The organism is Plantactinospora sp. BB1, assembly GCF_003030385.1.
In the GTDB taxonomy this organism is placed as follows: Bacteria; Actinomycetota; Actinomycetes; order Mycobacteriales; family Micromonosporaceae; genus Plantactinospora.
On sequence record NZ_CP028159.1, the window covers coordinates 4,810,703 to 4,834,072 of the forward strand.

Here is a 23,370-nt window from a genome sequence, read left to right on the forward strand (position 1 = left end):
GGCGGCCGGTCGGCGTCTCCGACCGGCCGCCGTGCCCGCCCGCCCGACGCCGGTCGACCCGCCTCAGAAGCAGCTCGACCGGCGTCGGGGAGTGCAGCTTGACCGGCGTCAGGCGCAGGTGAGCCGGGCGGCGGCCCAGTCGCCGTGGTCGGCGCCGTTGCCGTTGCCGCCGTCGGTGATCCGCAACTCCAGCCGCTGGCCGCCGGTGACGTCGGCGGAGATCCGCTCGGGGCCGGCGGCACCGGTCAGGACCCCGGTCGCGGCCCGCCGCTCGCCGTCGACCCAGACCTCGAAGGCGACCGAGCCACTCCCGCCCATCTCCTCGTCGACTCCGACGTCGGCCCGGAACGCGGTGCATTCGCCGGCCAGGTCGACCACGATCCGGGACGGTGCGTGCGCCCCGATCCCCTTGTCGTAGGTCGTCCCGCCGATCCGCAGCGGCTGCCCGTCCCCGGCCGGCTGCTCGCCGTTGCTCATGTCCCGCTCCACCGGCCCCCAACCGTTCTCGGCGACCAGGAACGGCAGGTCACTCACCCAGCGGTCCCCCGGCGGCAGCGGGGCGCGTACCGTCGTGCGGGCCTGCACGGCCGACGGGAAGCCGTTGCCCACCGCCTGCACCGTCGCGGTCAGCTCGTAGCCGCCGTAGTCGGTCTCCGGCGGCGCGGTGACCGTGAAGACCGCCTCCTCGGGCGAGCCGAACCGCACCTGCGGCAGCGGCACGGCCGCCGGGGTGACCGTCCAGCCGGCCGGCGCGGCCAGCCTGACCACCGCGTCCCGCAGGCCGTCGGCGCACCGGGCCGTGACCGTGACCGCGACCCGCTGCGGTTCGCCGGGGCGGACCTCCGCACCGGCCGCCACCGCGACGTCCGGCGGGCAGGGCGCGGCCGCCCGGGAATCGGGTACGCCACCGGCCCGGACCTCCGGCCCGGTCAGCGGCCGGAGCGTCAGGGTGTACTCGTGCGACCGGTTCGCCGGCACCCGGTACTCGTCCAGCACCGAGTTCGGCGTCTCGCCCATCCCGGTCTCCCCGGCGGCGGCGTGCAGGGTGACCCAGCCGTCGTTGCGGACCAGTGGAAGCTGGAAGTCGTACTCGGCCCGGGCCAGCTCGTCGTACGGGGTGACGCTGACGTCGAGATCGGCACCGGTGGCGCTGCCGACCAGCAGTCCCCGCCGGCCGTCGTTGAGCGACGCCCACCGGGCCCCGGTGTGGTTGCCGTACGCCTGCGGCCGGGAGTAGCGCACGTACTCCTCGTCGACCGTACTGCGCCACACGTCGGTGAAGGCGCCCCGCTGCCGGTCGTTGTAGGTCTCCTGCGGTCCCCGGCCGTAGTAGGCGAACTTCCGCATCGAGTCCGGCACCCGCAGTTGCACGCCGACCCGGGGCAGGTAGGGCAGTTGCCCGACGCCCGAGCCGCGCGGCGTGACCCGGTGTTCCAGGGTGATCGTGCCGCGCCCGTCGATCCGGTAGCGCATGGTCTGGTCGATCTCGAAGGCCGCCGAACCCCGGGCGACGCTGCGTACCTCGACGACCGCCGCCCCGCCGTCCAGGGTGGACGACACGCCGGTCACCTCGGTCCGCAGCCGGTCCAGGCCGAGCGCGTGCCAGACCTCCCGGTCGGCGGTGCCCCAGCCGTACGTCTCGTTGCTGGTCGGCGGCCGGTAGACGTCGAGTTCCGGACCGGTACGCAGCAGCTCCCGGCCGTCCGACGTCATGGAGCGCAGGACTCCGCTGCCGGTGTCGAACCGGTACCGCCAGCCGGGGCCGGAGACCAGCACCGTCCGACCGTCCCGGGTCAACCGGGGGGCGTCGGCGCCCGGCACCGACGGCAGTACGCCGGGCACCACCCGGCCACCGGCGGCGAACTCGTCCCAGCCGTACCGGAGACCGTCGGCGCCGACCGCCTCCAGCCGCAGCCGGCGCTGCCGGTCCTGCGGGTTCGGCGGCGCGGCGCCGAGGTCGAGGGTGACGGTCTGGCCCGGCCCGAGCCGCAGCGGGCGGGTGCCGGACCGCAGCGTCCGGTCCACCTCGACCAGCGACCAGCGCAGCCGGAGGTCGAGCGCGGCGGCGGGCTGCTCGTTGTGCACCCGGACCCGGCCCGTCGCCGCGTCGTCGGTGTCGAACCGGACCGGCGCGTGCGCCCAGGCCACCTCGACGGTCTCCGGCTGGAGGTAGCGGTCGGTGCCGACCAGCCCGTCGGTGCCGGAGAGGCTGATCCCGAGACTGTCGAACTCGCCGCGCGGCTGCGCCCGGTCGAAGTCCAGGGCCAGCGCGGCCCGGCGCACCGGGTCGGCCGCCAACTCGTCGACGGTCAGCGCCGCGCCGTAGACCCGGACGTCGTCGACCAGCCCCCGGGCCAACCGGGTACGCAGGTCGTCCTGCTGGGTGGCGGCGTTGCGGCCGACGTTCACCTCGTAGAGCCCCGGGTCGAGGGCGCCGGAGCGGGCGGCGCTGCCGACCTCGGTGCCGTCGACGTAGAGCCGCAGCGCGGTGCCGTCGTAGACGCCGCTGACCCGGTGCCAGTCGTCGTACCAGTTCGCCGGCACCGGCGCGGCGACCGAGGCCCAGCCGGCGGCGGTGGTCACCCCGAACTCCAGGGTGCCGCGGTCCCGCATCTGGAGCGCGTACGCCCGGCCCTTGGTGACGACCGGGAAACTGCCGGCCCACTCGCCGGGGCGTACCCAGGCGTCCAGGGTCACCTCGGTGCCGGTGAAGTCGAGCCGGGGGTCGCGGAAAACGTCGACGAAGTCGTCCAGGCTGGACAGTGCGACGGCCTTGCCGCGCCTGCCGTCGACCAGGGACGGCTTGCCGACGAAGAACGCCTGGATCCGGTTGCGCGACGAGTCGGGGGTGAACACCAGCGGCTGGCGCAGGTTCGCCTCGGCCCAGTCCCAGATGAAGCCGCCCTGTAGCGACGGATGTTCCCGGGCCAGCGCCCAGAACCGGTCGAAGTTGCCGACGCTGTTCCCCATGGCGTGCGCGTACTCGCCGAAGACGACCGGCCGGGTGGTGGTGCGGGCGATCGACTCGACGTAGCTCGGGGTCGGATAGCGCGGCCCCCACACGTCGGCGTACGGCGCGTCGCCGTTCGGGCTGTTCGACTGGTGGTAGAGCAGCCGGGTGGGCTCGTTCGCGTCCGCCCATTCGGCCATCGCGAAGTGCGCGGTGCCGAGGCCCGCCTCGTTGCCGGTGTCCCAGATGATCACGCTCGGGTGGTTCTTGTCGCGGTGCACCATCGCCTGGAACCGGTCCGCGAACGCCGCCTGCCACTCCGGACGGGAGGCGAGGCAGTTGTTCGGGCAGTTCTCGTGGGAGTGCGTCTCGATGTCCACCTCGTCGGCGATCCAGAGACCGTGCCGGTTCGCCAGGTCGTAGAGGTAGGGGTCCGACGGATAGTGCGAGGTGCGGACCGCGTTGATGTGCAGGCTCTTCATCAGCGCGACGTCGCGGCGCTGCGCCGCCCGGCTGACGTGCCGGCCGGTCTCCGGGTCGGTCTCCGCCCGGTTGGTGCCCTTGATCAGGATGCGTTCCCCGTTGACCAGCAGTTGCGCGTCGCGCACCTCGACCTCGCGGAAGCCGACCGCCTGCGCGGTGGTCTGCACCACCCGGCCGTCCGGGTCGAGCAGCTCCAGCACCAGCGCGTAGAGGTGCGGCGCGTCGGCGCTCCACTTCGCCGGGTTCCGCACGGTGGTGCTCAGCGTGTCCCGCCCGGTCATCGTGCTGACCGTCCGGCCGGCGGCGTCGCGCAGGGTGCCCCGCACGGTGTACCCGTCGGCCGGGCCGGCCAGCCCGATCCGGGCGGTGAGGGTGGCGTCCCGGTACCGGTCGTCCAGGTCGGTGCTGACGTACGCGTCGCGCAGGTGGGTCCGCGGGGTCGCGTACAGCCAGACGTCCCGGAAGATGCCGCTGTAGCGCCACTGGTCGACGTCCTCCAGGTACGCCCCCGAGCCCCACCGGTGCACCTGCACCGCGACCCGGTTGGTGCCCGGGCGCAGCGCGTCGGTCACGTCGAACTCGGCCGGGGTGTAGCCGCCCTGGTCGTAGCCGACGTAGCGGCCGTTGACCCAGACGAAGTAGCCGCTGGTGACGCCCTCGAAGCGGAGGAAGGACCGCCGGCCGGACCAGGACGGGGAGACCTCGAACGCGCGGACGTAGGCGCCGGTGGGGTTGACGTCCCGGGGAACCCGGGGCGGGTCGTCGGGCCAGATCTCCTCGGGGATGTTGCGGAACATCGGGTGGTCGACGAAGTCGGACTGCCAGGTGTGCGGCACCGTGGCGGTCGGCCAGCCGGAGACGTCGTAGTCCTCGGTGTGGAAGCCGGCCGGTACCTCGCCGGGCCGCTCGGCGACGGTCAGCCGCCAGTCGCCGTTGAGCGGCAGCATCCAGGGCGACCGGGCACTGTGCTCGGTGATGTCGGCGGCGGCGGTCCGGGCGTCCGGGTACGGGCGGAGCATCGCGTGTGGCGGCTGCTGCCCCTCGCCGGTCATCTCCGGGTCGTCCAGATAGCGGTAGACGTCCTCGGCGGTGACCGGGCCCTCGACAGCGGCGGCGGTACTCGGGCGCCCGGCGGCCGACGCGGCGGCCGGCGGCGCTGCGCCGGGCGCCAGCAGGGCTAGCAGGGTGAACGCGGCGAGCAGTCCTCGGGATGACATCGACACCCTCTCACCCGGATCTCGACAGATCCGCACAGGGACCGAAAATTATCAACTCTTCCTAACATCAAGCACCACCGATGTTCAAGGGAGTCGGGTCCACGTCGAGGTCGACCTCGGACACCGGACAGCCGGCAAGGGAGTCGGGTTCACCACGCGGCCGGTGCCGGGCACCGGAGAGCCGGCAGCGATCAGCCGTCCGCCGGCAGCGGTCAGCCGTCAGCGGTCAGCGGTCACTCGTCAGCGGTCACTCGTCAGTGGTCAGCGGCCTGACCGGGTCGTGGTCCGCCGGGTGCCCGGTCGGGCGGGCGCTGCCGCCGGAGCAGGGCTCCGCTGCCGGTCCCGGCGGGCCGTCGCCCCGTCCGCGCTCTCCATCGTCTCCAGCGCGATCTCCAGCAGCGCCGTCCGCCGTTCCCGCTCGTCGCCGAGCCCCTCGTCGAACAGCTCACCGGCGTGCAGGCAGAAGACCGCCAGGATCCGCCGCAGTTGGGCGCCCAGCGGCTCGTCCGGCACGACGAGCAGTTCCAGGGCCCGCCGCATCCGGGCGGCCAACCGCCGGCCGCCGGGCAGCGCGTTGACGACCGTCGGGTTGCGGGCGACGAACCGGCTGATGTCCGCCTGCCGTTCGGTCTCGTACAGGTCGCTGGCGTAGCGGCGGACGAACTCGCGACGCATCCGTACCGGGTCCGGCTCCCGCTCCGCCCACTCGATCAACTCGTCCAGAGCGGCGATCCGCTCCTCGATCAGGCTGTCGACGATGTCTTCCTTGGCCCGGAAGTGGTAGTAGAGCGCCGCCTTGGTCAGGCCGAGCCGGTCGGCCACCTCGCGCAGGGAGGTGCGGTCGTAGCCGTCGGCGACGAAGAGGCCGAGCGCGACGTCCTGGATCCGGGACCGGGTGTCACCGGCCCGGGGCCCGCCCCGGCGACCGGTGGGGGCCGGCCCGCCGGTCATCGGAGTACGTAGCCGAGGGCGGTACGCACCACGTCGACCAGGGGGCGCTCGGGATGGTCGGTCCAGTACTGGGTGGCCGCGCGCAGCGTGTGCAGGAACGTTCCGGCGAGTACCCGGGCGTGCAGCGGGGTCTCGGGTGCCTCGGGCAGGCGCCGGCTGATCTCGGCGATGAACTCCTGCTCCACGGTGCCGTACGCGGCGATCTGGTGCGCGGCGAGGCTCGGATGGTGGCGGATCAGCCGCCGCTGGGCCAGCCACAGCGGGTCGAGGCCGTCGCTCTCCCGGGCCAGTTGCTCGGCGGCCCCGGTGAGGGCGGTCCAGGGCGCCTCGTCGGCGGGCTGGGCGTGCACCAGCTCCAACAGCCGGCGGATTCGGAGCAGATCGGCGTGGAAGAGGGCTTCTTCCTTGTTTGCGAAGTAATTCGAGAATGTCCGGCGGGACACGTCGGCGGCGTCGGCGATCGCCTCCACGGTCACCCGGTCGGGCCCCAGTTCCGCGGCGAGCCGGAGTGCCGCCCGGTGCAGTGCTTCGCGCGTGGCGATCTTCTTGCGCTCCCGCCGCCCCACCGTCTCATCCATCGGGAACAGCTTACGGGGTGGTGACTCATTTCTCAAAGAGCAAACTTGCGCATTGCGCAGCAACTGCCGATCCTTGTATGTGACAACCAACCGCCCGAGGAGACGAGGTGGACACCATGGCTCGACACATCGAGCTCGGTGACCGGCTCCGGGACCTGATGTCGGCCATGCGGCTGATCCGGCACCGTCGCGCGATCGAACGGCCGGCCGTGCCGTCCGGGCTGGTCGGAATGCTGTTGCAGATCGACGAGCTGGCCGACCAGGCAGCCGGCTGCCACGCCAAGGAACTGGCCGACCGGTCCGGGCTCGACCCGTCCACGGTCAGCCGGGCGGTCGCCGCGCTGGTGGCGCGGGGCCTGGTGACCCGGCGCGCCGACCCGGCCGACCGGCGGGCCAGTTTCGTCGTACTCACCGACGAGGGGCGTACGGCACTGACCGAAGCCCGCGACTGGTACGGCGACCTGCTCCGGGCCGCGCTCGCCGACTGGAGCGCGGCGGAGATCGACGCGCTGACCGGCGCGCTCGACCGGTTCGTCACCGACATCCAGGGCAGCCTCGACCGGGCCCCTGGAACGATCAACTCTCAAGAAAAGCTGGAGGCCGCGCGATGAGCGCACCCACCACCCTCGCACCCGCGCCGGAAGCGGAGCCGATAAGTCATCGGCGCACCCTGGAGGCGCTCAGCGGCCTGCTGTTGGTGCTCTTCGTGGCGATGCTCAGCAGCACCGTCGTCTCGACCGCGCTGCCGAAGATCATCGGCGCCCTGAACGGCTCGCAGAACCAGTACACCTGGGTGGTGACCGCGACCCTGCTCACCGCGACCGCGACCACTCCGGTCTGGGGCAAGCTGGCGGACCTGTTCAACAAGAAGGCCCTGGTCCAGACCGCTATCGTGATCTTCATTCTCGGCTCCGTGGTCGCCGGGCTGAGCCAGAACGCCGGCCAGCTCATCGCCGCCCGCGCCTTCCAGGGCATCGGGGTCGGCGGGTTGCAGGCCCTCGTCCAGGTGGTGATCGCCGCGATGATCCCGCCCCGGGAGCGCGGCCGCTACAACGGCTACCTCGGCGGCGTGATGGCGCTCGCCACCGTCGGCGGACCGCTGCTCGGCGGACTCATCGTCGACACCTCCTGGCTCGGCTGGCGCTGGTGCTTCTTCGTCGGGGTACCGATCGCGATCATCGCGCTGCTCGTCCTCCAGGCCACCCTGCACCTGGTCACGGTCCGCCGGGAGAACGTGAAGATCGACTATCTCGGCGCCACCCTGATCGCGGCCGGGGTCAGCGTGCTGCTCATCTGGATCTCGTTCGTCGACGGCTCGTTCGGCTGGATCTCCTGGCAGACCGGTGCCATGGTCGGCGCCGCCCTGGTCCTGCTCGCCCTCGCCGTCCTGGTCGAGACCCGCGCCGCCGAGCCGGTCGTGCCGCTCGACATCGTCCGGCAGGGCACCACCGCACTCTCGATCCTCGCCAGCCTGGCGGTCGGGATGGCGATGTTCGGTGGCGCCGTCTTCCTCGGCCAGTACTTCCAGATCGGCCGTGGCTACAGCCCGACCGAGGCCGGCCTGCTCACCATCCCGATGATGGTCGGGGTACTCGTCTCGTCGATCGTGGTGGGGCGGCTGATCACCCGCAGCGGGCGGATCAAGCCGTACATCCTGATCGGGGCGGTCGTCCTGGTCGCCGGCTTCCTGATGCTCGGCACCATCGACCACCAGACCTCCCTGGTCTTCATCGGCGGGGCGATGCTGCTGGTCGGGGTCGGGGTCGGCATGACCATGCAGAACCTGGTCCTCGCGGTGCAGAACGCCGTACCGCTGAAGGACATCGGCGCGGCGAGTTCCTCGGTGGCGTTCTTCCGCTCGCTCGGCGGCACCATCGGAGTCTCCGTACTGGGTGCGGTGCTCGCCCGCCGGGTCACCGAGCAGATCACCGAGGATTTGACCGCGGCCGGGATCCCGGCCTCGGGAGCGGGCAGCGCCGGCAACAGCCTGAACCTCTCCGGCCTGCCGGACGTCGTCGTGCACATCGTGCGCGACGCCTACGGCGACGCCACCGGGCACATCTTCCTGATCTCCGCCGCGATCGCGGTGGTCGGGGTGATCGCCGCCGCCCTGCTCAAGCCGGTCACCCTGCGGACCAGCCTCGACCTGCCGGACCCGGCCACCAGCACCGCCACCGCGGCGGGTGCCGTCGACGGCGCCCCGCCGGCCACCGAGCCGGTCCGGGGCGGGACGGCGCCGTCGCGCCGGTGAACGCGGGCGGCCGGCGCCGCCCGACCGGACCCGCCCGGCACCTGGCGGGAACGGTCTCGGCGCCGGCCCCGCCCGGTGCCGCCGCCGGCCGTGACCCGGCCGGCGGTCGGCACCCTCCGATCCGGACGGCCAGCCCCACCGGGCTGGCCGTCCGGCCGGTCGCCACCCGGCTGGCCCGGACGGGCCGGCTGATCACGACCGCTGGTGCCGGCCCTGAGGCTCGCCGGCCCGGCCACTGGTGGGCGCCGGCCCCGCTCAGCCGGCTCCACCGGCGGTGGGGTCTCCGGGAGAGCTGACCGGCACCGACCGGCCGCCAACGGGTTCCGACCGGCCCTCGGCGGGTTCGGGTCGGGCGTCGGCAGGTTCCGCCCGGCCCGCGGCAGGTTCCGACCGGCCGCCAACGGGTTCGGGTCGGGCGTCGGGAGGTTCGGGTCGGGCGTCGGCGGGCGGGCGGGTGGCCGGCACCAGGAGGAGGGCGGGCAGCAGGAGCAGCGGCACGACCAGCAGGGCGCGGAGGCTGCCGACCCGGTCGCCGAGCAGTCCGACCAGCGGCGGCCCGGCCAGGAAGGCGGTGTAGCCGATCGCCGCCACCACGCTGACCCGGGCGGCGGCCCGGTCCTCCTGGTCGGCCGCCGCGCTCATCCCGAGCGGGAAGCCGAGCGAGGTACCGAGACCCCAGAGCAGTACCCCGGCCATCGCCAACTGCCAGGGGCTGGCCAGTACCGCCACCGTGGCGCCGAACGCGGCCAGCACGAGGGTGCCGAGCAGCACGGGTACCCGACCCCAGCGGTCCAGCGCGATCGTGCCGGCGGTCCGGCCGACCGTCATCGCGGCGACGAAGACCCCGAAGGCGAGCGCGCCGACCGCGTCGCTCACCCGGTGGCCGTCCACGAAGGCCAGTGCCAGCCAGTCGTTGGCGGTCCCCTCGGTGAAGGCCATCACCAGCAGCAGCAGGCCGATCAGCAGGGTACGCGGCTCGCGCCAGGCGGCCAGCGTGCCGGTACCCCGGGTCGGTCCGCTCCTCGACCGCGACGGCGGGGTCGCGCGGTCGGGCAGGAAGAGCCGGACCGCGGGCAGCGTACCGGCGAGCATCGCCACGGCGGCGAGCCCGAGGTGCAGCCCGATCGGTACGCCGAACCGGGCGCTGCCGGCCCCGACGATCGCCCCGGCCACGGTGCCGAGGCTCCAGGCGGCGTGGAACCGGGGCATCACGGTACGGCCGAGTCGCCGTTCGACCGCCGCCGCCTCGACGTTCATCGCGACCTCGCAGGTGCCGGAGCCGTAGCCGAGGGCGAAGAGCCCGACCGCGACGGCCGGTATCGCCTGCCAGCTTCCGGTGGCGACCCCGGCGAGTGCCAGTCCGAGCGCGGCCACCCCGGTCGCGGTGCCGACCGTGCGGGCGGTGCCCAGCCGCTGCGCCAGGATCCCGGCGGACGGGAGGGCGAGCAGGGCGCCCGCGGAGAGGGCCAGCAGCAGCAGGCCCAACCGTCCGGGGGTGAGCCCGAGCGCGTCCCGGGCCGCCGGCACCCGGGCGAACCACGAGGCGACGGCCAGCCCGTTGAGCCCGAAGACCACGGCGACGGCGGTCCGGGCGGTAAGGACCTGCCGCGGTACGACCGGTGGCCGGACAGTGCCGGCGGACATGTTCACCTGGTACCCCTCCGCTTCCTCGGCTCCCCCGTCGGCGAGCCGCCGAGTGCACCCTTGCGCACCCCTCCCGGCGGTCAGCCGTGGCCGCCGGGTGGAAGCCGTGGCGCCCGCGCCGCGCCGTCCGGGTCGGAAGGGTCCATTGATCGCACCCCTGGGAACGCTCTCGACGCAACCCGGGAGCGCAGGGCCGCCGCTCGTCCGCCTCGGCGCAACCCGTTCGCGGACGGGTGCGTCTCGGGTGCATCATTCCCTCATGCGTCAGCCAGGCCGTTCCGTCGCCACCCCCTCGTCTCCCTGCTCGCGCGACACGGGGAGCCCGGATGCCTAGCCGGGCGCCGCGCCGGGCCACCCTGGAGGACGTGGCCCGGGTCGCCGGAGTCTCCCGGTCGACGGCCTCCCGGGTCATCGCCGGATACGGTGCCGCCTCGGCGACCGCCCGGGACCGGGTCGTCGCGGCCGCCGCGCAACTCGGCTACGCACCCGACCCGGCCGCCCGGGCCCTGGCCACCGGCGCCGGGGTACGACTGGTGGTGGCGGTCGCCGGCACGGCGCCGACGGTGCTGCACGACCCGTACGTCGACCGGGTCGTCCGGGCCGCGGCCGAGGTCTGTGCACCCCGGGAGGTCGGGGTCTCCCTGGAGTGGCTGCCGCTGCACGCACCCGCCCGGCTGCGACAGTTGGCGGAGGACCGTGGCGTCCGTGGGGTACTGATGATCAACACCACCGAACCGATTCTGGCGGCGGTACCGGCCGGGCTTCAGGGCCGGACGGTGTCGATCGGGATCGGCTCCCGGAGCGTACCGTCGTTCGACGTCGACAACGGCGGGGCCGCCCGTACCATCGTCGGGCACCTGCTCGCCTCGGGACGCCGCCGGATCGCGATGATCACCGGCCCGGAGTGGATGCCCTGCTCCCGGCGTCCCGTCATCGCCTACCGGGAGGCGATGCGGGCGGCGGGGCGGCCGATCCGGCTGGTGCCGGGCGACTTCACCGCTCCCGCCGGCCAGGCCGCGATGCTGACGATCCTGGCGCGCTGGCCGGACACCGACGCGGTCTTCGCGAACAGCGACGCGATGGCGCTCGGGGCGCTGGCGGTGCTGCGGCGGCGCGGGATCGACGTGCCGGGCGACATCGCGGTGGCCGGCTTCGACGACGTGCCGTTCGCCGCGCTGAGCGCGCCGGCCCTGACCACCGCGAGCCATCCGGTCGAGCAGATCGCCACGGCGGCCGCGACGGCGGTGCTCGACCGGGCCTGGGTGCCGCCGGCCACCGCGTACCCGTCCGAGCTCATCCTCCGGGAGAGCGCCTGAGCAGCGCCGGCCGCGCCCGTCCCGTCCCGTCCCGTCGTCCCGGCATATTTGATCTTCGTTCGCCAGCCCGCCGACCCGCCGGCCCCGGTCGCGCGGGCCGTCGGCGCGCGAGCATCGGGCTTCGCACTCCGGTTGTCGCCGGAGTCACCGAGCGGAAAGACCAGGCCGAGGGGGTTGCGCAGCGAGTCTTAGGGCAGGCTAACCTAACGGCGCCCTCCCCGGACCGCATCGCACCCGAGACGACTGGAGAAACATGTCTGCGCACCTCGTGAACCGGCGCGGCTTCCTGCGCTACGCCGGCGCCACCGGCCTACTGCTCGGGCTGGCCGCCTGCGGCGACGCCGGCTCCCCCGGCGCCGGCCCGTCCGCCGGCAGCCAGCCGTTCCGCTACACCGACGGGCGGGGCCGGACCGTCGAGCTGGCCGGCCGGCCGACCAGGGTGGTCGCGCAGAGCAGCGCCGCCGCCGCGCTCTGGGACGCCGGCTTCCGGGTGACCGGGGTGTACGGGGAGCTGGGCACCACCGACGGCAAGCTCAACTACCAGGCCGGGAACATCGAACTGGACCATCTGGAGGTGGTCGGATCGACCTGGGGCGAGTTCAACCTGGAGCGGTACGCCGCACTGCGCCCGGAACTCCTGGTCGACCTCTCCTTCGACGACAAGACCCTCTGGTACATCCCGCAGGCCAGTGTCGACGAGGTCGACGCGCTCGCCCCGTCGATCGGGATGAAGATGCCCGGTCTCGACCTGCCGCAGATCATCGACGGCTTCATGGCGCTCGCCACGCAACTCGGCGCCGACCCGGAGGCCGGGCCGGTGAAGGCGGCCCGGGCCGACTTCGACGCGGCGGTCGCCGAGGTGAAGGCGGCGATCGCGGCAAAGCCCGGCCTGCGGGTACTCGCCATCTCCCGCGACCCGGAGAAGTTCTACGTCGCCGACCCGAACGCCCACCCCGACCTGAAGCACCTGGCCGCCCTCGGGATGCGGTTCGTGCTGCCGTCCCGGCGACTCGGGCACGGCGAGTACTTCCAGGAGATCAGTTGGGAGCAGATCGGCGGCTTCCCCGCCGACGCCATCATCTTCGACAGCCGGGAGGTGACCAGCGTGGCGGGCAAGGCCGAGAAGATCCCGACCTGGACGAACCTGCCGGCGGTCAGGGCCGGTCAGGTCTACCCCTGGAAGCCGGCCGCCCCGTTCAGCTACCTGGCCAACGCGCCGATCTACCGCGACGTGGCGGCCTGGCTGAACAGGGCGAAGCCGCTGGGCTGAACCGGAACCGGAACCGGAACCGGAACGGGAACGGGAAGCGGAATCGGCACCGGCACCGGCACCGCATCGGCATCGGCATCGGCATCGGCATCCAGTTTCAACTTGCACACATTGCAATGTCCGCATATGTTGGCTGCGACGGCGTCGGCGGCGGGAGGCTGGGCAGATGGGCGCGGGTCACGACCACGGCGGCCAGGCGATGCGGGCCGGCGAGCGTCATCGCAGGCCACTCTGGGCCGCGGTGGCCGTCCTCGGCACCGTACTGCTGCTGGAGGCGGGGGCGGCCTGGTGGACCGGCTCGCTGGCGCTGCTCTCCGACGCCGGCCACATGTTCACCGACGTGCTCGGCATCGGCCTGGCGCTGGCCGCGATCACCGCCGCCAGCCGGGCCGCCCGGCACGCCCACCGCACCTTCGGGCTCTACCGGCTGGAGGTACTCGCCGCGCTGGCCAACGCCGTACTCCTCTCCGGGGTGGCGATCTTCGTGATCGTCGAGGCGGTACGCCGGTTCGACGACCCTCCCGAGGTGCGGGCCGGGCCGATGCTGGCAGTCGCGGTCGTCGGTCTCGCCGCCAACGTCGTGGCGTTCCTGCTGCTGCGCGCCGGCGCCAAGGAGAGCCTCAACGTCCGGGGCGCCTATCTGGAGGTGCTCGGCGACCTGCTCGGCTCGGTCGGGGTGATCGTCGCCGCCGTGGTCATCGCCACCACCGGCTGGCGCTACGCCGACCTGGTCGTCGCGGTCGCCGTCGGCCTCTTCATCCTGCCCCGCACCTGGCAACTGGCCCGGGTCGCGGTCCGGGTACTGGTGCAGGCGGCACCGCCGCACATCGACGTCGCCGCCGTGGCGACCAGCCTGACCGGGGTGCCCGGCGTCACCGGCGTGCACGACCTGCACGTCTGGACCCTCACCTCCGGGATGGACGTCGCCTCCGCGCACCTCGCCCTGGCCCCGGGCGCCGACCTCGCCCCGGTGCTCGCCGCCGCGCGTGCCCGGCTGCACGACGGCTTCGGCATCGACCACTGCACCCTGCAGATCGAGCCGCCCACCACGCACAAGGTGTGCCAGGACGCCGACTGGTGACCGCCGGCCCGGCGCCGGCCCGGCGCCGGTCTGACCCGGCGGCCGGCGGCGCGACGGCGGCGTTCGGGGTCCGGCCGGTCGACCAGGTCGGCCGGGGCTCAGCCGCGCTGCCGGGGCGGCGCGGTGCTCTCCCGGACCACCAGCTCGGTGACGAGGTCGATCCGGCTGGTCGAGAGTTCCGCCCCCCGGGCCAGGTCGAGCAGCATCTGCGTCGCGGTGCCGGCCATGTCCCGCAGCGGCTGGTTGACCGTGGTGAGGGCCGGGCCGATCCAGGAGGCCACCGGCAGGTCGTCGTAACCGATCACCGAGAGGTCCGCCGGCACGTCGAGGTTGAGCTGCCGGGCGGCGCGGAGCACGCCCAGGGCCTGCATGTCGGAGCCGGCGAAGATCGCCGTGGGCCGGTCGGGCCGGGTCAACAGCTCCATCCCGTACTGGTAGCCGGCCTGCGCGGAGAACATGCCGTACCGGACCAGATCGGGGTCGACCGGGATGCCGGCCTCGTCGTGTGCCGAGCGGAATCCGGCGGCCCGGGCCCGGCTGCACAGTACGTCCTCCGGACCGGAGACGCAGGCGACCCGGCGGTGGCCCAGCTCCAGCAGGTGCCGGGTGGCGAGCAGGCCACCGTTCCAGTTGTTGGAGCCCACCGTCGGCACCGAGGCCGAGGTCGCACTGTCGGTGTCGATCACCACCAGCGGAATCGACCGGCGCGCGAGCTGCTGCCGCTGCGGCTCGGTGAGGTGGCAGAGCACCAGCAGCACCCCGAGCGGCCGCCGCAGCAGCACGCCCTCCAACCACTGCGCCGAGGGGCGGTGCCGGCCGCCCAGCTGGGAGAGCACCACGCCGACGTTCGCGGTGTTGGTCACCGCCTGCACACCGTGGATGATCTGCGTCGCCCAGCCGGAGTCGAGTTCGTGGAAGACCAGGTCGATCTGCTCCACCGCGCTCGGTTGGCGCTTCGCGCGGCGGCGGTACCGGTGCCGTTCGAGGCTGGCCTCGACCCGGGCCCGGGTTTCGGGCGCCACGTCCGAGCGGCCGTTGAGGACCTTGGAGACGGTCGTCAGGGAGACCCCGACCTCGTCGGCGATGGTCGCGATCGTCGCGGCACCGGTACTGACGATCCGTCGGGACCTCGTCATCGACACCCTCCCGCAACTATCCGAAACTTTCGGTGCGAAACCCTAACACCGGCCGGGCGGACCCGGGTTCGACAATGCAGTGGGATCCGGTTGACCGTCCGGACCGCTCTACGCACGATATGCGGTGTGGTCACGGATCCAGCAGTTCAGACACCCTTGACACATCTTCGCTACGCCGCATAGGTTGCCCCGCACAGGTAACGCGGATATTGCCGAAAGTTTCGAAGACTCGCCGGCCTGACAGCTTCACCGTCCCGACCGGACGGTGGCGCGTCGGCCCGAAGGGGTGGCATGAAGAGCCAGTTGCCCGTGGCCGACCGCGCCACGACGGGGACCGCCGTGCCGCGGCGCGATCCGCGACTGCGCGGCACCGACGCCTCCGGCGAGGAAACCGGCCCGCTCCCGCCCACAGTTGCGGAGGTACGCCGATGAGTGCGCCCATGACCGCGGGCCCACCGCCCGTGACCGTCGAGTCCGACCGGCCGGCCGCCGGGGCGACCGGGCGCCGGTCCCGCAAGCACCGCCGGACGTGGCGGCAGGCGATACGCCGGGACTGGCAGCTCTACTCGCTGGCGCTGCTGCCGCTGCTCTTCTTCCTGGTCTTCCGATACCTGCCGATGCTGGGCAACATCATCGCGTTCCGGCGCTTCCAGCCCGGCGGCAACATCTTCGGCGAGTACTGGGTCGGCCTGCGCTACGTGAAGATGTTCCTCTCCGACCCGACGTTCTGGGAGGTCTTCACCAACACCCTGATCCTGGGCACGTTGACCCTGGTGGTCTGCTTCCCGCTGCCGGTCATCCTGGCGCTGCTGCTCAACGAGGTCCGGACCCGCAAGCTCAAGCGCTTCGTCCAGTCCGTCTCCTACCTGCCGCACTTCCTGTCGATCGTGATCGTCGCCGCGATGGTGATGCAGCTGCTCTCCACCGACGGCACGGTGAACCAGCTGGTCAAGCTCACCGGTGGCGACGCCGTGCCGTTCCTGCAACGGCCGGAGTGGTTCCGGACCATCTACGTCACCTCGGAGGTGTGGCAGACGGTCGGCTGGGGCACGATCCTCTACCTCGCCGCCCTGACCACGATCGACGACAACCTCTACGAGGCGGCCCGGATCGACGGCGCCAACCGGTGGAAGCAGACCTGGCACGTCACGCTGCCCGGCATCCGGCCGACGATGGTCACGCTGCTCATCCTCAACATCGGTACCTTCATGGCGGTCGGCTTCGAGAAGATCCTGCTGCTCTACAACCCGTTGACGTACCCGACAGCGGACGTGATCTCGACCTACCTGTTCCGGATGGCGTTCCAGTCGAGCAACTTCAGCTATGCCGCCGCGATCGGACTCTTCGAGGCCGTGATCGGGCTGGCCCTGATCCTGTCCGCGAACGCGATCTCTCGCCGCACAGTGGGGACGAGCCTGTGGTGACCGTGGATTCCAGCACCGTCGCGCCCGAGGCCGCCGACCCGGAGCGGGCCGCCGAGCGGCTCGGCCGGCCCCGTCGGCGGCGCGGCATCCAGGACACCCGGGGCTACCGGGTCTTCCGGGTGTTCAACGCCATCGTGCTGACCGGCGTGGTGGTGGTGACGCTCTACCCGTTCCTGAACATCGTGGCCCGGTCGCTGAGCGACGAGGCGTACATCATCGCCGGCCAGGTCACCGTGGTGCCGCGCGGCTTCAACACCGACACGTACGCGCTGGTGATGAAGGATTCGCTGTTCTGGACCAACTACCGGAACACCGTGGTCTACACCGTCGTCGCCACCATCATCGCGATGGTGCTGACCACCTGTTTCGCGTACGTGCTCTCCAAGCACCACCTCAAGGGCCGCACCGTGCTGATCGGCATCGCGGTCTTCACCATGTTCTTCAACGGCGGGCTGATCCCGAACTACGTCCTGATCAGCAGCCTGGGCATGACGAACACCATCTGGGCGATCGTGCTGCCGAACGCGATCAGCGTCTTCAACCTGCTGGTCATGAAGGCGTTCTTCGAGAGCCTGCCGGTGGACCTGGAGGAGGCCGCGGCCGTCGACGGGCTGAACACGTACGGCATCCTGCTGCGGATCGTGCTGCCGCTGTCGAAGGCGGTGATCGCCACGATGATCCTCTTCTACGCCGTCTCCTTCTGGAACTCGTGGTTCTCCGCGTTCCTCTACATGGATCGGCAGGACCTGCTGCCGGTCACCGTCTATCTGCGCAACCTGATCGCCGGAGCCGTCGGCGCGGAGAACGTCGGCGCCGTCACCGAGGCGAACGAGGTACAGGCCGAGGCGACGCTCAAGGCCGTGACCATCGTGCTCACCACCCTGCCCATCCTGTTGGTCTACCCCTTCGTCCAGCGGTACTTCGTGTCGGGCGTGATGCTCGGCGCGGTGAAGGGATAGTCCGGCAGGCGGGAGTGAGCCGTCGAACCCACGAACCACCAGCGAAAGGAAGCCTGATGTTCCAACGAGCCCGGCGCCGAGCAGCGGTGGTCGCTGCCGGCGCGCTCACTCTCTCGCTCGTCGCCTGCGGCAGTGGCGACGAGGGCGAGGCTGAGGACCTCTCGGAGAACCGCGCCGGGGCGATGGCCGAATACGGTGTCAACCAGCAGTTCAAGGCGACCGAACCGGTGTCGTTCTCCATGCTCTACAACAACCACCCGAACTACCCCTACAAGGCCGACTGGCTGTTCTGGACCGAGCTGAACAAGCGGACCAACGTCACGCTCGAACCGGTCTCCGTACCGCTGAGCGACTACGAGCAGAAGCGCAGTCTGCTGATCGGTGCCGGCGACGCACCGATGATCATCCCGAAGACCTACCCGAGCCAGGAGGACACCTTCGTCTCCTCCGGCGCGATCCTGCCGGTCAGCGACTATCTCGACCTGATGCCGAACTTCAAGGACAAGATCGAGAAGTGGAACCTGGCTCCTGAGATCAACCAGCGGCGGCAGGCGGACGGCAAGTTCTACCTGCTCCCCGGGTTGCACGAGAAGCCCTGGCACGACTACTCGCTGGCGATCCGGACGGACATTCTCAAGGAACTCAACCTGGAGATCCCGAAGACCTGGGACGAGCTCTACACCGTGCTCAAGGCGATGAAGGCGAAGTACCCGAACACCTTCCCCTTCTCCGACCGGTTCAGCCAGCCCAACCCGGCCGGCAACCTGCTGAACATCCTCGCCGCCTCGTACGGCCTGGAGGGTGCCGGCTGGAACTTCCAGCACGTGAGCTGGGACGCGAACGCCAAGAAGCTCTTCTACACCGGCGCCAGCGAGAAGTACCGGGACATGCTGACCTACCTCAACAAGCTGGTGAAGGAGGGGCTGCTCGACCCGGAGACCTTCACCCAGACCGATGACAACGCCCGGCAGAAGCTCGCCAACGGCAAGTCGTTCGTGATCAGCAGCAACGCGCAGACCCTGGACAACGACTACCGTCCGGACCTGGCGAAGACCCTGCCGAACGCGACGCTGACGAAGATCCCGCTGCCGATCGGCCCGGCCGGCGAGATCAACCCGGCCGGCAGGCTGGAGAACGGCGTCATGATCTCGAAGAAGGCCCGGGACAGCAAGAACTTCGTCGCCATGATGCAGTTCATCGACTGGCTGTTCTACTCCGACGCCGGGCAGGAGTTCGCCCGTCTCGGCGTGGAGGGCACCACCTTCACCAAGGACGCCTCCGGCAAGTACACCCTGTCGCCGGACGTCCGGGTCATCGCGCTCAACCCCAAGGCGCCGAAGCACCTGCAGAAGGACTTCGGCTTCTACAACGGCATCTTCGCCTACGGCGGAAAGCCGGAACTGGTGCAGGCCTTCTTCTCCCCGGAGGAGCAGGAGTTCCAGAAGGTGATGAACGCCCGGCAGCCGCGGGCGGTGATGCCGCCCTTCCCGTTCACCGACGAGGAGCGCGAGCAGATATCGCTCTGGGCGACGCCGCTGCGGGACTTCGTCTACCAGGCGACCCTTCAGTTCATCCTCGGGCAGCGGGACCTCGCCCAGTGGGACGCCTACCTGACCGAACTCAAGGGCAAGAACATGGACTCCTACATGGAGAAGGTGCAGCAGGCGTACGACCGGTACCAGAAGGAACACGGCTGACCACTCCGGTCCGGTCGTGCCCCGCGACGGGCACGACCGGACCGGACGTCGGCGCAGCGGCCCCGCCCGCACCACCACCGGAGCGGGCGGGACCCGCGCGAAACGGAACAGAGGAACACCATGCACATCCCCGTACCGGAGCAGCCGACCGGACGGCTGAGCGACGCCTGGCGGACCTGCGTCGGCACGGGCCGCTTCGAACTGGCGCTGCGCCGTGACTACCAGGACTCCCTCGCGCTGGTCCAACGGGAGATCGGCTTCCGGCACATCCGCGGGCACGGGCTGCTCAGCGACGGTGTCGGCGTCTACCGGCCCTACGAGCACCAGGGTTCGCGCCGGGTCCGGCACAACTTCGGCTACGTCGACCAGGTGGTCGACGCCTATCTGGAACTCGGCATCCGGCCCTTCGTCGAGCTGGGCTTCATGCCCGCCGCACTCGCCTCCGGCGACCAGACGGTCTTCTGGTGGCAGGGCAACGTCACCCCGCCCCGCTCCGAGTCGGAGTGGGCCGACCTGGTCAGGGCCACGGTCGGGCACCTGGTCGACCGGTACGGCCTCGCCGAGGTGCGCCGCTGGCCGATCGAGGTGTGGAACGAGCCGAACCTCGAACAGTTCTGGCAGGGCGCCGACGAGTCCGCCTACCACCGCCTCTACGAGGTGACCGCGCACGCCGTCAAGGAGGTCGACGCCGGCCTCCAGGTCGGTGGACCGGCCATCTCCCCCGGCGCCGACGAGTGGCTGCCGCGTTTCGCCGACTTCGTCGCCGCCCGTGACGTGCCGATCGACTTCGTCAGCAAGCACGCCTACACCTCCGGGCCGGCCCAGCACGTGCCGTTCGGCGTACACCAGACGCTGGCTCCGGCGTCCCGGTTGCTGGAGCAGTTCGGCACGCCGAGGGAGCTGCTCCGGGACACCGCCCTGGCCGGGCTGCCGGTGCACATCACCGAGTTCAACTCCTCCTACCGGCCGGACAACCCGATCCACGACACGGCGTTCCACGCGGCCTATTTGGCCCCGGTGCTGGCGGCCGGCGGCGACCTGGTCGACTCCTTCTCGTACTGGACCTTCAGCGACATGTTCGAGGAGGTCGGCATCCCGACCTCGTTCTTCCACGGCGGTTTCGGCCTGCTCACCCACCGCCAGGTCAAGAAGCCCACCTACCACCTGTACGCCTTCCTGGCCCGGCTCGGTGACCAGGTGCTGGCGCGCGGGGACGACCACCTGGTGACCCGGGATGCCGCCGGCCGGATCGCGGTGCTCGCCTGGGCACCGGTGGACGTCACCGGGGCGGCGCCGGTCGACCGGCATCGGGTGGCGCTCTCCATCCCGGTCGGACCGCCGGGCACCGGTTCCGCCTTTCTGCTCCGCTCGACGGTCAACGAGGAGTCGGGCAACGCCTGGACGGCCTGGTCGGAGATGGGTCGGCCCCGCTCGCCGCGCTCCGGTCAACTGGACGCGCTGCGCGAGGCGGCCGAACCGGCCCGTACCCACCGGAGCCTGCCGGTGGTGGCCGGCCGGGTCGAACTCGACCTGACCCTGGCCCGGCACGAGGTGACCCTGGCGGAGATCACGGTGGTGGTCGACGAGACCCCGCCGTGGTGGGACGAGGGCCGGCTCCTCGGCCTGACCACGCCGGAGGGTACGCCCGGAAGGGAGCAGGGATGAACGAGACCACGGAGGCCGGCGGACGGTTCGGCACCGGGCCGCTCTCCCGGGCCATGGCGCTGGTCTACAGCCTGCTGGTGGTGGAACTGCTGCTGGTGCTGACCACCCTGCCCGGCCTGGTCCCGCTCTTCCTGCTGGACCGGCACGTCAGCAACCTTCCACTGGTCGCGCTCTGCGCGCTGCCGCTCGGCCCGGCCGTCTCGGCCGCGCTGTACGCGCTGCGCCACCACCGCCCGGACCTGACCGAGCTGACCCCGGCAACCCTGTTCTGGCGCGGCTACCGGGCCAACGTCCGGGGCGTACTCGCGATCTGGGTGCCCTGGCTGGCCTGGCTCACCATCGTCGCGCTCAACCTCAGCTACTTCGGCGCCGCCGGGGTGCCCGGCTGGTGGCGGGGGCCGCTGCTCCTGGTCGCGCTCGGCGTCACCCTGTGGGGCGTGCACGCCCTGGTGATCACGTCGCTCTTCAGCTTCCGGGTCCGGGACGTCGCCCGGCTGGCGATGCACTTCCTCGGGCACACCCCCGGGGTGACCCTCGGCAACCTCTGCCTGCTGGTGGTGATGGCCGGGGTCGTCTGGGTCACCTCCGAGGCGGTCCTCGGGCTGCTCGGTTCGGTGCTGACGCTGGCCCTGCTCCGCAACTGCCGCCCGCTGATCGCGAAGGTCGAGAAGGAGTTCACCGCGTGAGCCTGCCGGTCACCCCCAAGATTGCATTCGGCGGGGACTACAACCCCGAGCAGTGGCCGGAGGAGGTCTGGAAGGAGGACTACCGGCTCTTCGACGCCGCCCGGATCGACACCGTCACCCTCGGCGTCTTCGACTGGGCTCTGACCCAGCCGGCGCCGGACGTCTACGACTTCAGCCTGCTGGACCGGATCGTCGAGCGGGCCACCGCCGAGGGTCGGCGGATCTGCCTGGCCACCGGCACCGGCGCGCACCCGGCCTGGCTGGCCCGGGCCCATCCGGAGGTGACCCGGACGGACTTCGAGGGGCGCAAGCACCGGTACGGGCAGCGGCACAACTCCTGCCCCAGCTCCCCCGTCTTCCGTCGACTCTCCACCGAACTCGCCCGGCGGATCGCCCGGCGGTACGCCGGCAACCCGTCCGTGGTCGCCTGGCACGTCGGCAACGAGTACGGCGGCGCCTGCTACTGCGACCTCTGCGCGGCCGGCTTCCGGGACTGGCTGCGCGACCGGTACGGCAGCCTCGACGCGCTCAACACCGCCTGGTACACCACGTTCTGGTCGCACACCTTCACCGACTGGGCCGAGATCGAGCCGCCGTCGGCGCTGACCGAGCACTGGCGCGGGCCGAACCACACCGCCTTCCAGGGCATCACCCTCGACTACCTGCGCTTCATGTCGGACGCGATGCTGGCCAACTTCCGGGACGAGTTGGCGGCGATCCGGGAGTCGAGCCCGGACGTGCCGGTCACCACGAACTTCATGGGGATGTACCGGCCGATCGACTACCACCGCTGGGCGCCGCACCTCGACTTCGCCTCCTGGGACAACTACCCGCCCGACGACGACTCGCCGGCCTGGATGGCGCTGGCCCACGACCTGATGCGCGGGCTCAAGGACGGTCAGCCGTTCTGGTTGATGGAGCAGACCCCGAGCTACACCGCGTCCCGGGACGTCAACCCGCTCAAGCGGCCCGGGGTGATGCGGCTGTGGAGCTGGCAGGCGGTGGCGCACGGCGCGGACGCGGTGCTCTTCTTCCAGATGCGCGCCTCCCGGGGTGCCTGCGAGAAATACCACGGCGCGGTCATCGGGCACGCCGGACGAGAGGACACCCGGGTCTTCCGGGAGGTGGCCGGCCTCGGCGAGGAGCTGGACCGGCTCGGCCCGGCGACGCTGGGCGCCCGGACCCCGGCCCGGGTCGCCCTGCTCTTCGACTGGGACAGCTGGTGGGCGCTGGAGATCTCCGACGGCCCGTCCCGGCTGCTGCGCTACCAGCAGATCGTGCACGCGTACTATCGGGCGCTCTGGGAGGCCGGCGTCGACGTCGACGTCGTGCCGGTGACCGCGGACCTGACCGGCTATGCGGTGGTGGTCGCGCCGGCGCTGCACATGCTCAAGGGCGACCTGGCGCAGCGGCTGGCGGCGGTGGCCGAGCGCGGCGGTTCGGTGCTGACCACCTTCCTCTCCGGCCGGGTCGACGAGGACGACCGGGCGTTCCTGATGGACGTGCCCGGTCCGCTCGGGCCGCTGATGGGCATCCGGATCGACGAGTGGGACGCCCGCCCGCCCGAGGTGGTCAATCCGGTACGGCTGCACGGCGCTGGCCCGGACGACGAGCTGGAGGTCGAGGCGCGGCTCCTCTTCGAGCTGGTGATCCCGCAGGGTGCGGAGGTGGTCGGCAGCTACCTGGCGGACTTCTACGCCGGTACCCCGGCGGTCACCCGGAACAGCTACGGTGCCGGCCACGGCTGGTACGTCGCCGCCGGCCTCGACCAGCCCGGTGTGCACTGGGTGGTCCGTCGGGTGCTGGAGCGGCACGATCTCGTCGGCCCGTACGCGGACCTGCCGGAACTGGAGTCGACGGTGCGGGTCGCCCCGGACGGGACGCGGCTGCGGTTCCTGCTCAACCACGGCGCGGAGCCGGTCGAGACGACGGCGCACGCCGCCGGTACGGATCTGCTCGGCGGGGGCCGGGTGGCGGCGGGCCAGCCGATCCGGCTGGACCCGAAGGGGGTACTGGTGCTGCGCGAGGACCCCCCGGAGACGGACCGATGACGGTTCCGGCA

General features: G+C 71.8%; 16 protein-coding genes. 11 read left to right on the top strand and 5 right to left on the bottom strand.

The genetic code is table 11. From position 1 onward, the window contains the following. Positions 1–108: 108 nt before the first annotated feature. The 3 genes from C6W10_RS20950 to C6W10_RS20965 all read right to left on the bottom strand — a co-directional run bounded on the left by C6W10_RS20950 (position 109) and on the right by C6W10_RS20965 (position 6,179). Positions 109–4,650: a glycoside hydrolase family 2 TIM barrel-domain containing protein gene (locus C6W10_RS20950; RefSeq protein WP_107259790.1), complete on the bottom strand. Its 4,542-nt coding sequence runs from the start codon at positions 4,648–4,650 to the stop codon at positions 109–111. A 261-nt stretch (positions 4,651–4,911) separates the two neighbouring features. Further along, positions 4,912–5,601 carry a TetR/AcrR family transcriptional regulator gene (locus tag C6W10_RS20960; RefSeq protein ID WP_107259792.1) on the bottom strand — a complete coding sequence of 230 codons (690 nt, stop codon included), beginning with the start codon at positions 5,599–5,601 and terminating at the stop codon, positions 4,912–4,914. Continuing rightward, a complete protein-coding gene (locus C6W10_RS20965) occupies positions 5,598–6,179 on the bottom strand; it encodes a TetR/AcrR family transcriptional regulator (protein WP_107259794.1) in 582 nt (193 codons plus the stop codon). The genes C6W10_RS20960 and C6W10_RS20965 overlap by 4 nt, the downstream gene beginning before the upstream one ends. Positions 6,180–6,295: 116 nt before the next feature. Here C6W10_RS20965 and C6W10_RS20970 point away from each other — a divergent pair, with 116 nt between their 5' ends. Further along, positions 6,296–6,790 (top strand): MarR family winged helix-turn-helix transcriptional regulator, encoded by a 495-nt coding sequence (locus C6W10_RS20970; protein WP_234361934.1) that lies wholly within the window; start codon positions 6,296–6,298, stop codon positions 6,788–6,790. Next, a complete protein-coding gene (locus C6W10_RS20975) occupies positions 6,787–8,430 on the top strand; it encodes an MDR family MFS transporter (protein WP_107259798.1) in 1,644 nt (547 codons plus the stop codon). The genes C6W10_RS20970 and C6W10_RS20975 overlap by 4 nt, the downstream gene beginning before the upstream one ends. Before the next feature lie 255 nt (positions 8,431–8,685). Here the strand turns inward: C6W10_RS20975 and C6W10_RS20985 are convergent, their stop codons facing one another. Beyond that, complete coding sequence (locus C6W10_RS20985; protein WP_107264144.1) at positions 8,686–10,074, bottom strand: MFS transporter; 1,389 nt, start codon at positions 10,072–10,074, stop codon at positions 8,686–8,688. A 326-nt stretch (positions 10,075–10,400) separates the two neighbouring features. Between C6W10_RS20985 and C6W10_RS20990 the strand changes: the two genes are divergently transcribed. The 3 genes from C6W10_RS20990 (at position 10,401) to C6W10_RS21000 (ending at position 13,741) form a co-directional block, all read left to right on the top strand. Further along, complete coding sequence (locus C6W10_RS20990; protein WP_107259802.1) at positions 10,401–11,390, top strand: LacI family DNA-binding transcriptional regulator; 990 nt, start codon at positions 10,401–10,403, stop codon at positions 11,388–11,390. 253 nt (positions 11,391–11,643) lie between these two features. Then, a complete protein-coding gene (locus C6W10_RS20995; protein ID WP_107259804.1) occupies positions 11,644–12,660 on the top strand; it encodes an ABC transporter substrate-binding protein in 1,017 nt (338 codons plus the stop codon). A 166-nt stretch (positions 12,661–12,826) separates the two neighbouring features. Next, positions 12,827–13,741: a cation diffusion facilitator family transporter gene (locus C6W10_RS21000; RefSeq protein ID WP_107259806.1), complete on the top strand. Its 915-nt coding sequence runs from the start codon at positions 12,827–12,829 to the stop codon at positions 13,739–13,741. A gap of 98 nt (positions 13,742–13,839) precedes the next feature. On the opposite strand, the gene C6W10_RS21005 is transcribed toward C6W10_RS21000, so the two are convergent. After that, the gene (locus C6W10_RS21005) at positions 13,840–14,877 is read right to left on the bottom strand and encodes a LacI family DNA-binding transcriptional regulator (protein ID WP_107259808.1); all 1,038 of its coding nucleotides are present in this window, start codon (positions 14,875–14,877) and stop codon (positions 13,840–13,842) included. Between the two features lie 428 nt (positions 14,878–15,305). On the opposite strand from C6W10_RS21005, the gene C6W10_RS21010 reads away from it, so the two are divergent. The 6 genes from C6W10_RS21010 to C6W10_RS21035 all read left to right on the top strand — a co-directional run bounded on the left by C6W10_RS21010 (position 15,306) and on the right by C6W10_RS21035 (position 23,359). Beyond that, positions 15,306–16,301, top strand: coding sequence for a sugar ABC transporter permease (locus C6W10_RS21010; RefSeq protein ID WP_107259810.1), 996 nt, complete (start codon positions 15,306–15,308; stop codon positions 16,299–16,301). Continuing rightward, the gene (locus C6W10_RS21015; RefSeq protein ID WP_234361363.1) at positions 16,298–17,260 is read left to right on the top strand and encodes a carbohydrate ABC transporter permease; all 963 of its coding nucleotides are present in this window, start codon (positions 16,298–16,300) and stop codon (positions 17,258–17,260) included. The genes C6W10_RS21010 and C6W10_RS21015 overlap by 4 nt, the downstream gene beginning before the upstream one ends. Before the next feature lie 56 nt (positions 17,261–17,316). After that, a complete protein-coding gene (locus C6W10_RS21020) occupies positions 17,317–18,957 on the top strand; it encodes an extracellular solute-binding protein (RefSeq protein ID WP_107259813.1) in 1,641 nt (546 codons plus the stop codon). Positions 18,958–19,077: 120 nt separating this feature from the next. Then, entirely contained in the window at positions 19,078–20,622 is a 1,545-nt protein-coding gene (locus C6W10_RS21025) for a xylan 1,4-beta-xylosidase (RefSeq protein WP_107259815.1), read from the top strand. Further along, the gene (locus tag C6W10_RS21030) at positions 20,619–21,308 is read left to right on the top strand and encodes a DUF624 domain-containing protein (protein WP_107259817.1); all 690 of its coding nucleotides are present in this window, start codon (positions 20,619–20,621) and stop codon (positions 21,306–21,308) included. Before C6W10_RS21025 ends, C6W10_RS21030 begins: the two co-directional genes overlap by 4 nt. Then, entirely contained in the window at positions 21,305–23,359 is a 2,055-nt protein-coding gene (locus C6W10_RS21035; protein ID WP_107259819.1) for a beta-galactosidase, read from the top strand. The genes C6W10_RS21030 and C6W10_RS21035 overlap by 4 nt, the downstream gene beginning before the upstream one ends. Positions 23,360–23,370 lie beyond the last annotated feature (11 nt).

Bases quoted from the DNA above. Each gene is read 5' to 3' on its own strand.
- C6W10_RS20950 (WP_107259790.1), bottom strand. From the start codon at position 4,650: ATGTCATCCCGAGGACTGCTCGCCGCGTTCACCCTGCTAGCCCTGCTG.
- C6W10_RS20960 (WP_107259792.1), bottom strand. From the start codon at position 5,601: ATGACCGGCGGGCCGGCCCCCACCGGTCGCCGGGGCGGGCCCCGGGCC.
- C6W10_RS20965 (WP_107259794.1), bottom strand. From the start codon at position 6,179: ATGGATGAGACGGTGGGGCGGCGGGAGCGCAAGAAGATCGCCACGCGC.
- C6W10_RS20970 (WP_234361934.1), top strand. From the start codon at position 6,296: ATGGCTCGACACATCGAGCTCGGTGACCGGCTCCGGGACCTGATGTCG.
- C6W10_RS20975 (WP_107259798.1), top strand. From the start codon at position 6,787: ATGAGCGCACCCACCACCCTCGCACCCGCGCCGGAAGCGGAGCCGATA.
- C6W10_RS20985 (WP_107264144.1), bottom strand. From the start codon at position 10,074: ATGTCCGCCGGCACTGTCCGGCCACCGGTCGTACCGCGGCAGGTCCTT.
- C6W10_RS20990 (WP_107259802.1), top strand. From the start codon at position 10,401: ATGCCTAGCCGGGCGCCGCGCCGGGCCACCCTGGAGGACGTGGCCCGG.
- C6W10_RS20995 (WP_107259804.1), top strand. From the start codon at position 11,644: ATGTCTGCGCACCTCGTGAACCGGCGCGGCTTCCTGCGCTACGCCGGC.
- C6W10_RS21000 (WP_107259806.1), top strand. From the start codon at position 12,827: ATGGGCGCGGGTCACGACCACGGCGGCCAGGCGATGCGGGCCGGCGAG.
- C6W10_RS21005 (WP_107259808.1), bottom strand. From the start codon at position 14,877: ATGACGAGGTCCCGACGGATCGTCAGTACCGGTGCCGCGACGATCGCG.
- C6W10_RS21010 (WP_107259810.1), top strand. From the start codon at position 15,306: ATGAGTGCGCCCATGACCGCGGGCCCACCGCCCGTGACCGTCGAGTCC.
- C6W10_RS21020 (WP_107259813.1), top strand. From the start codon at position 17,317: ATGTTCCAACGAGCCCGGCGCCGAGCAGCGGTGGTCGCTGCCGGCGCG.
- C6W10_RS21025 (WP_107259815.1), top strand. From the start codon at position 19,078: ATGCACATCCCCGTACCGGAGCAGCCGACCGGACGGCTGAGCGACGCC.
- C6W10_RS21030 (WP_107259817.1), top strand. From the start codon at position 20,619: ATGAACGAGACCACGGAGGCCGGCGGACGGTTCGGCACCGGGCCGCTC.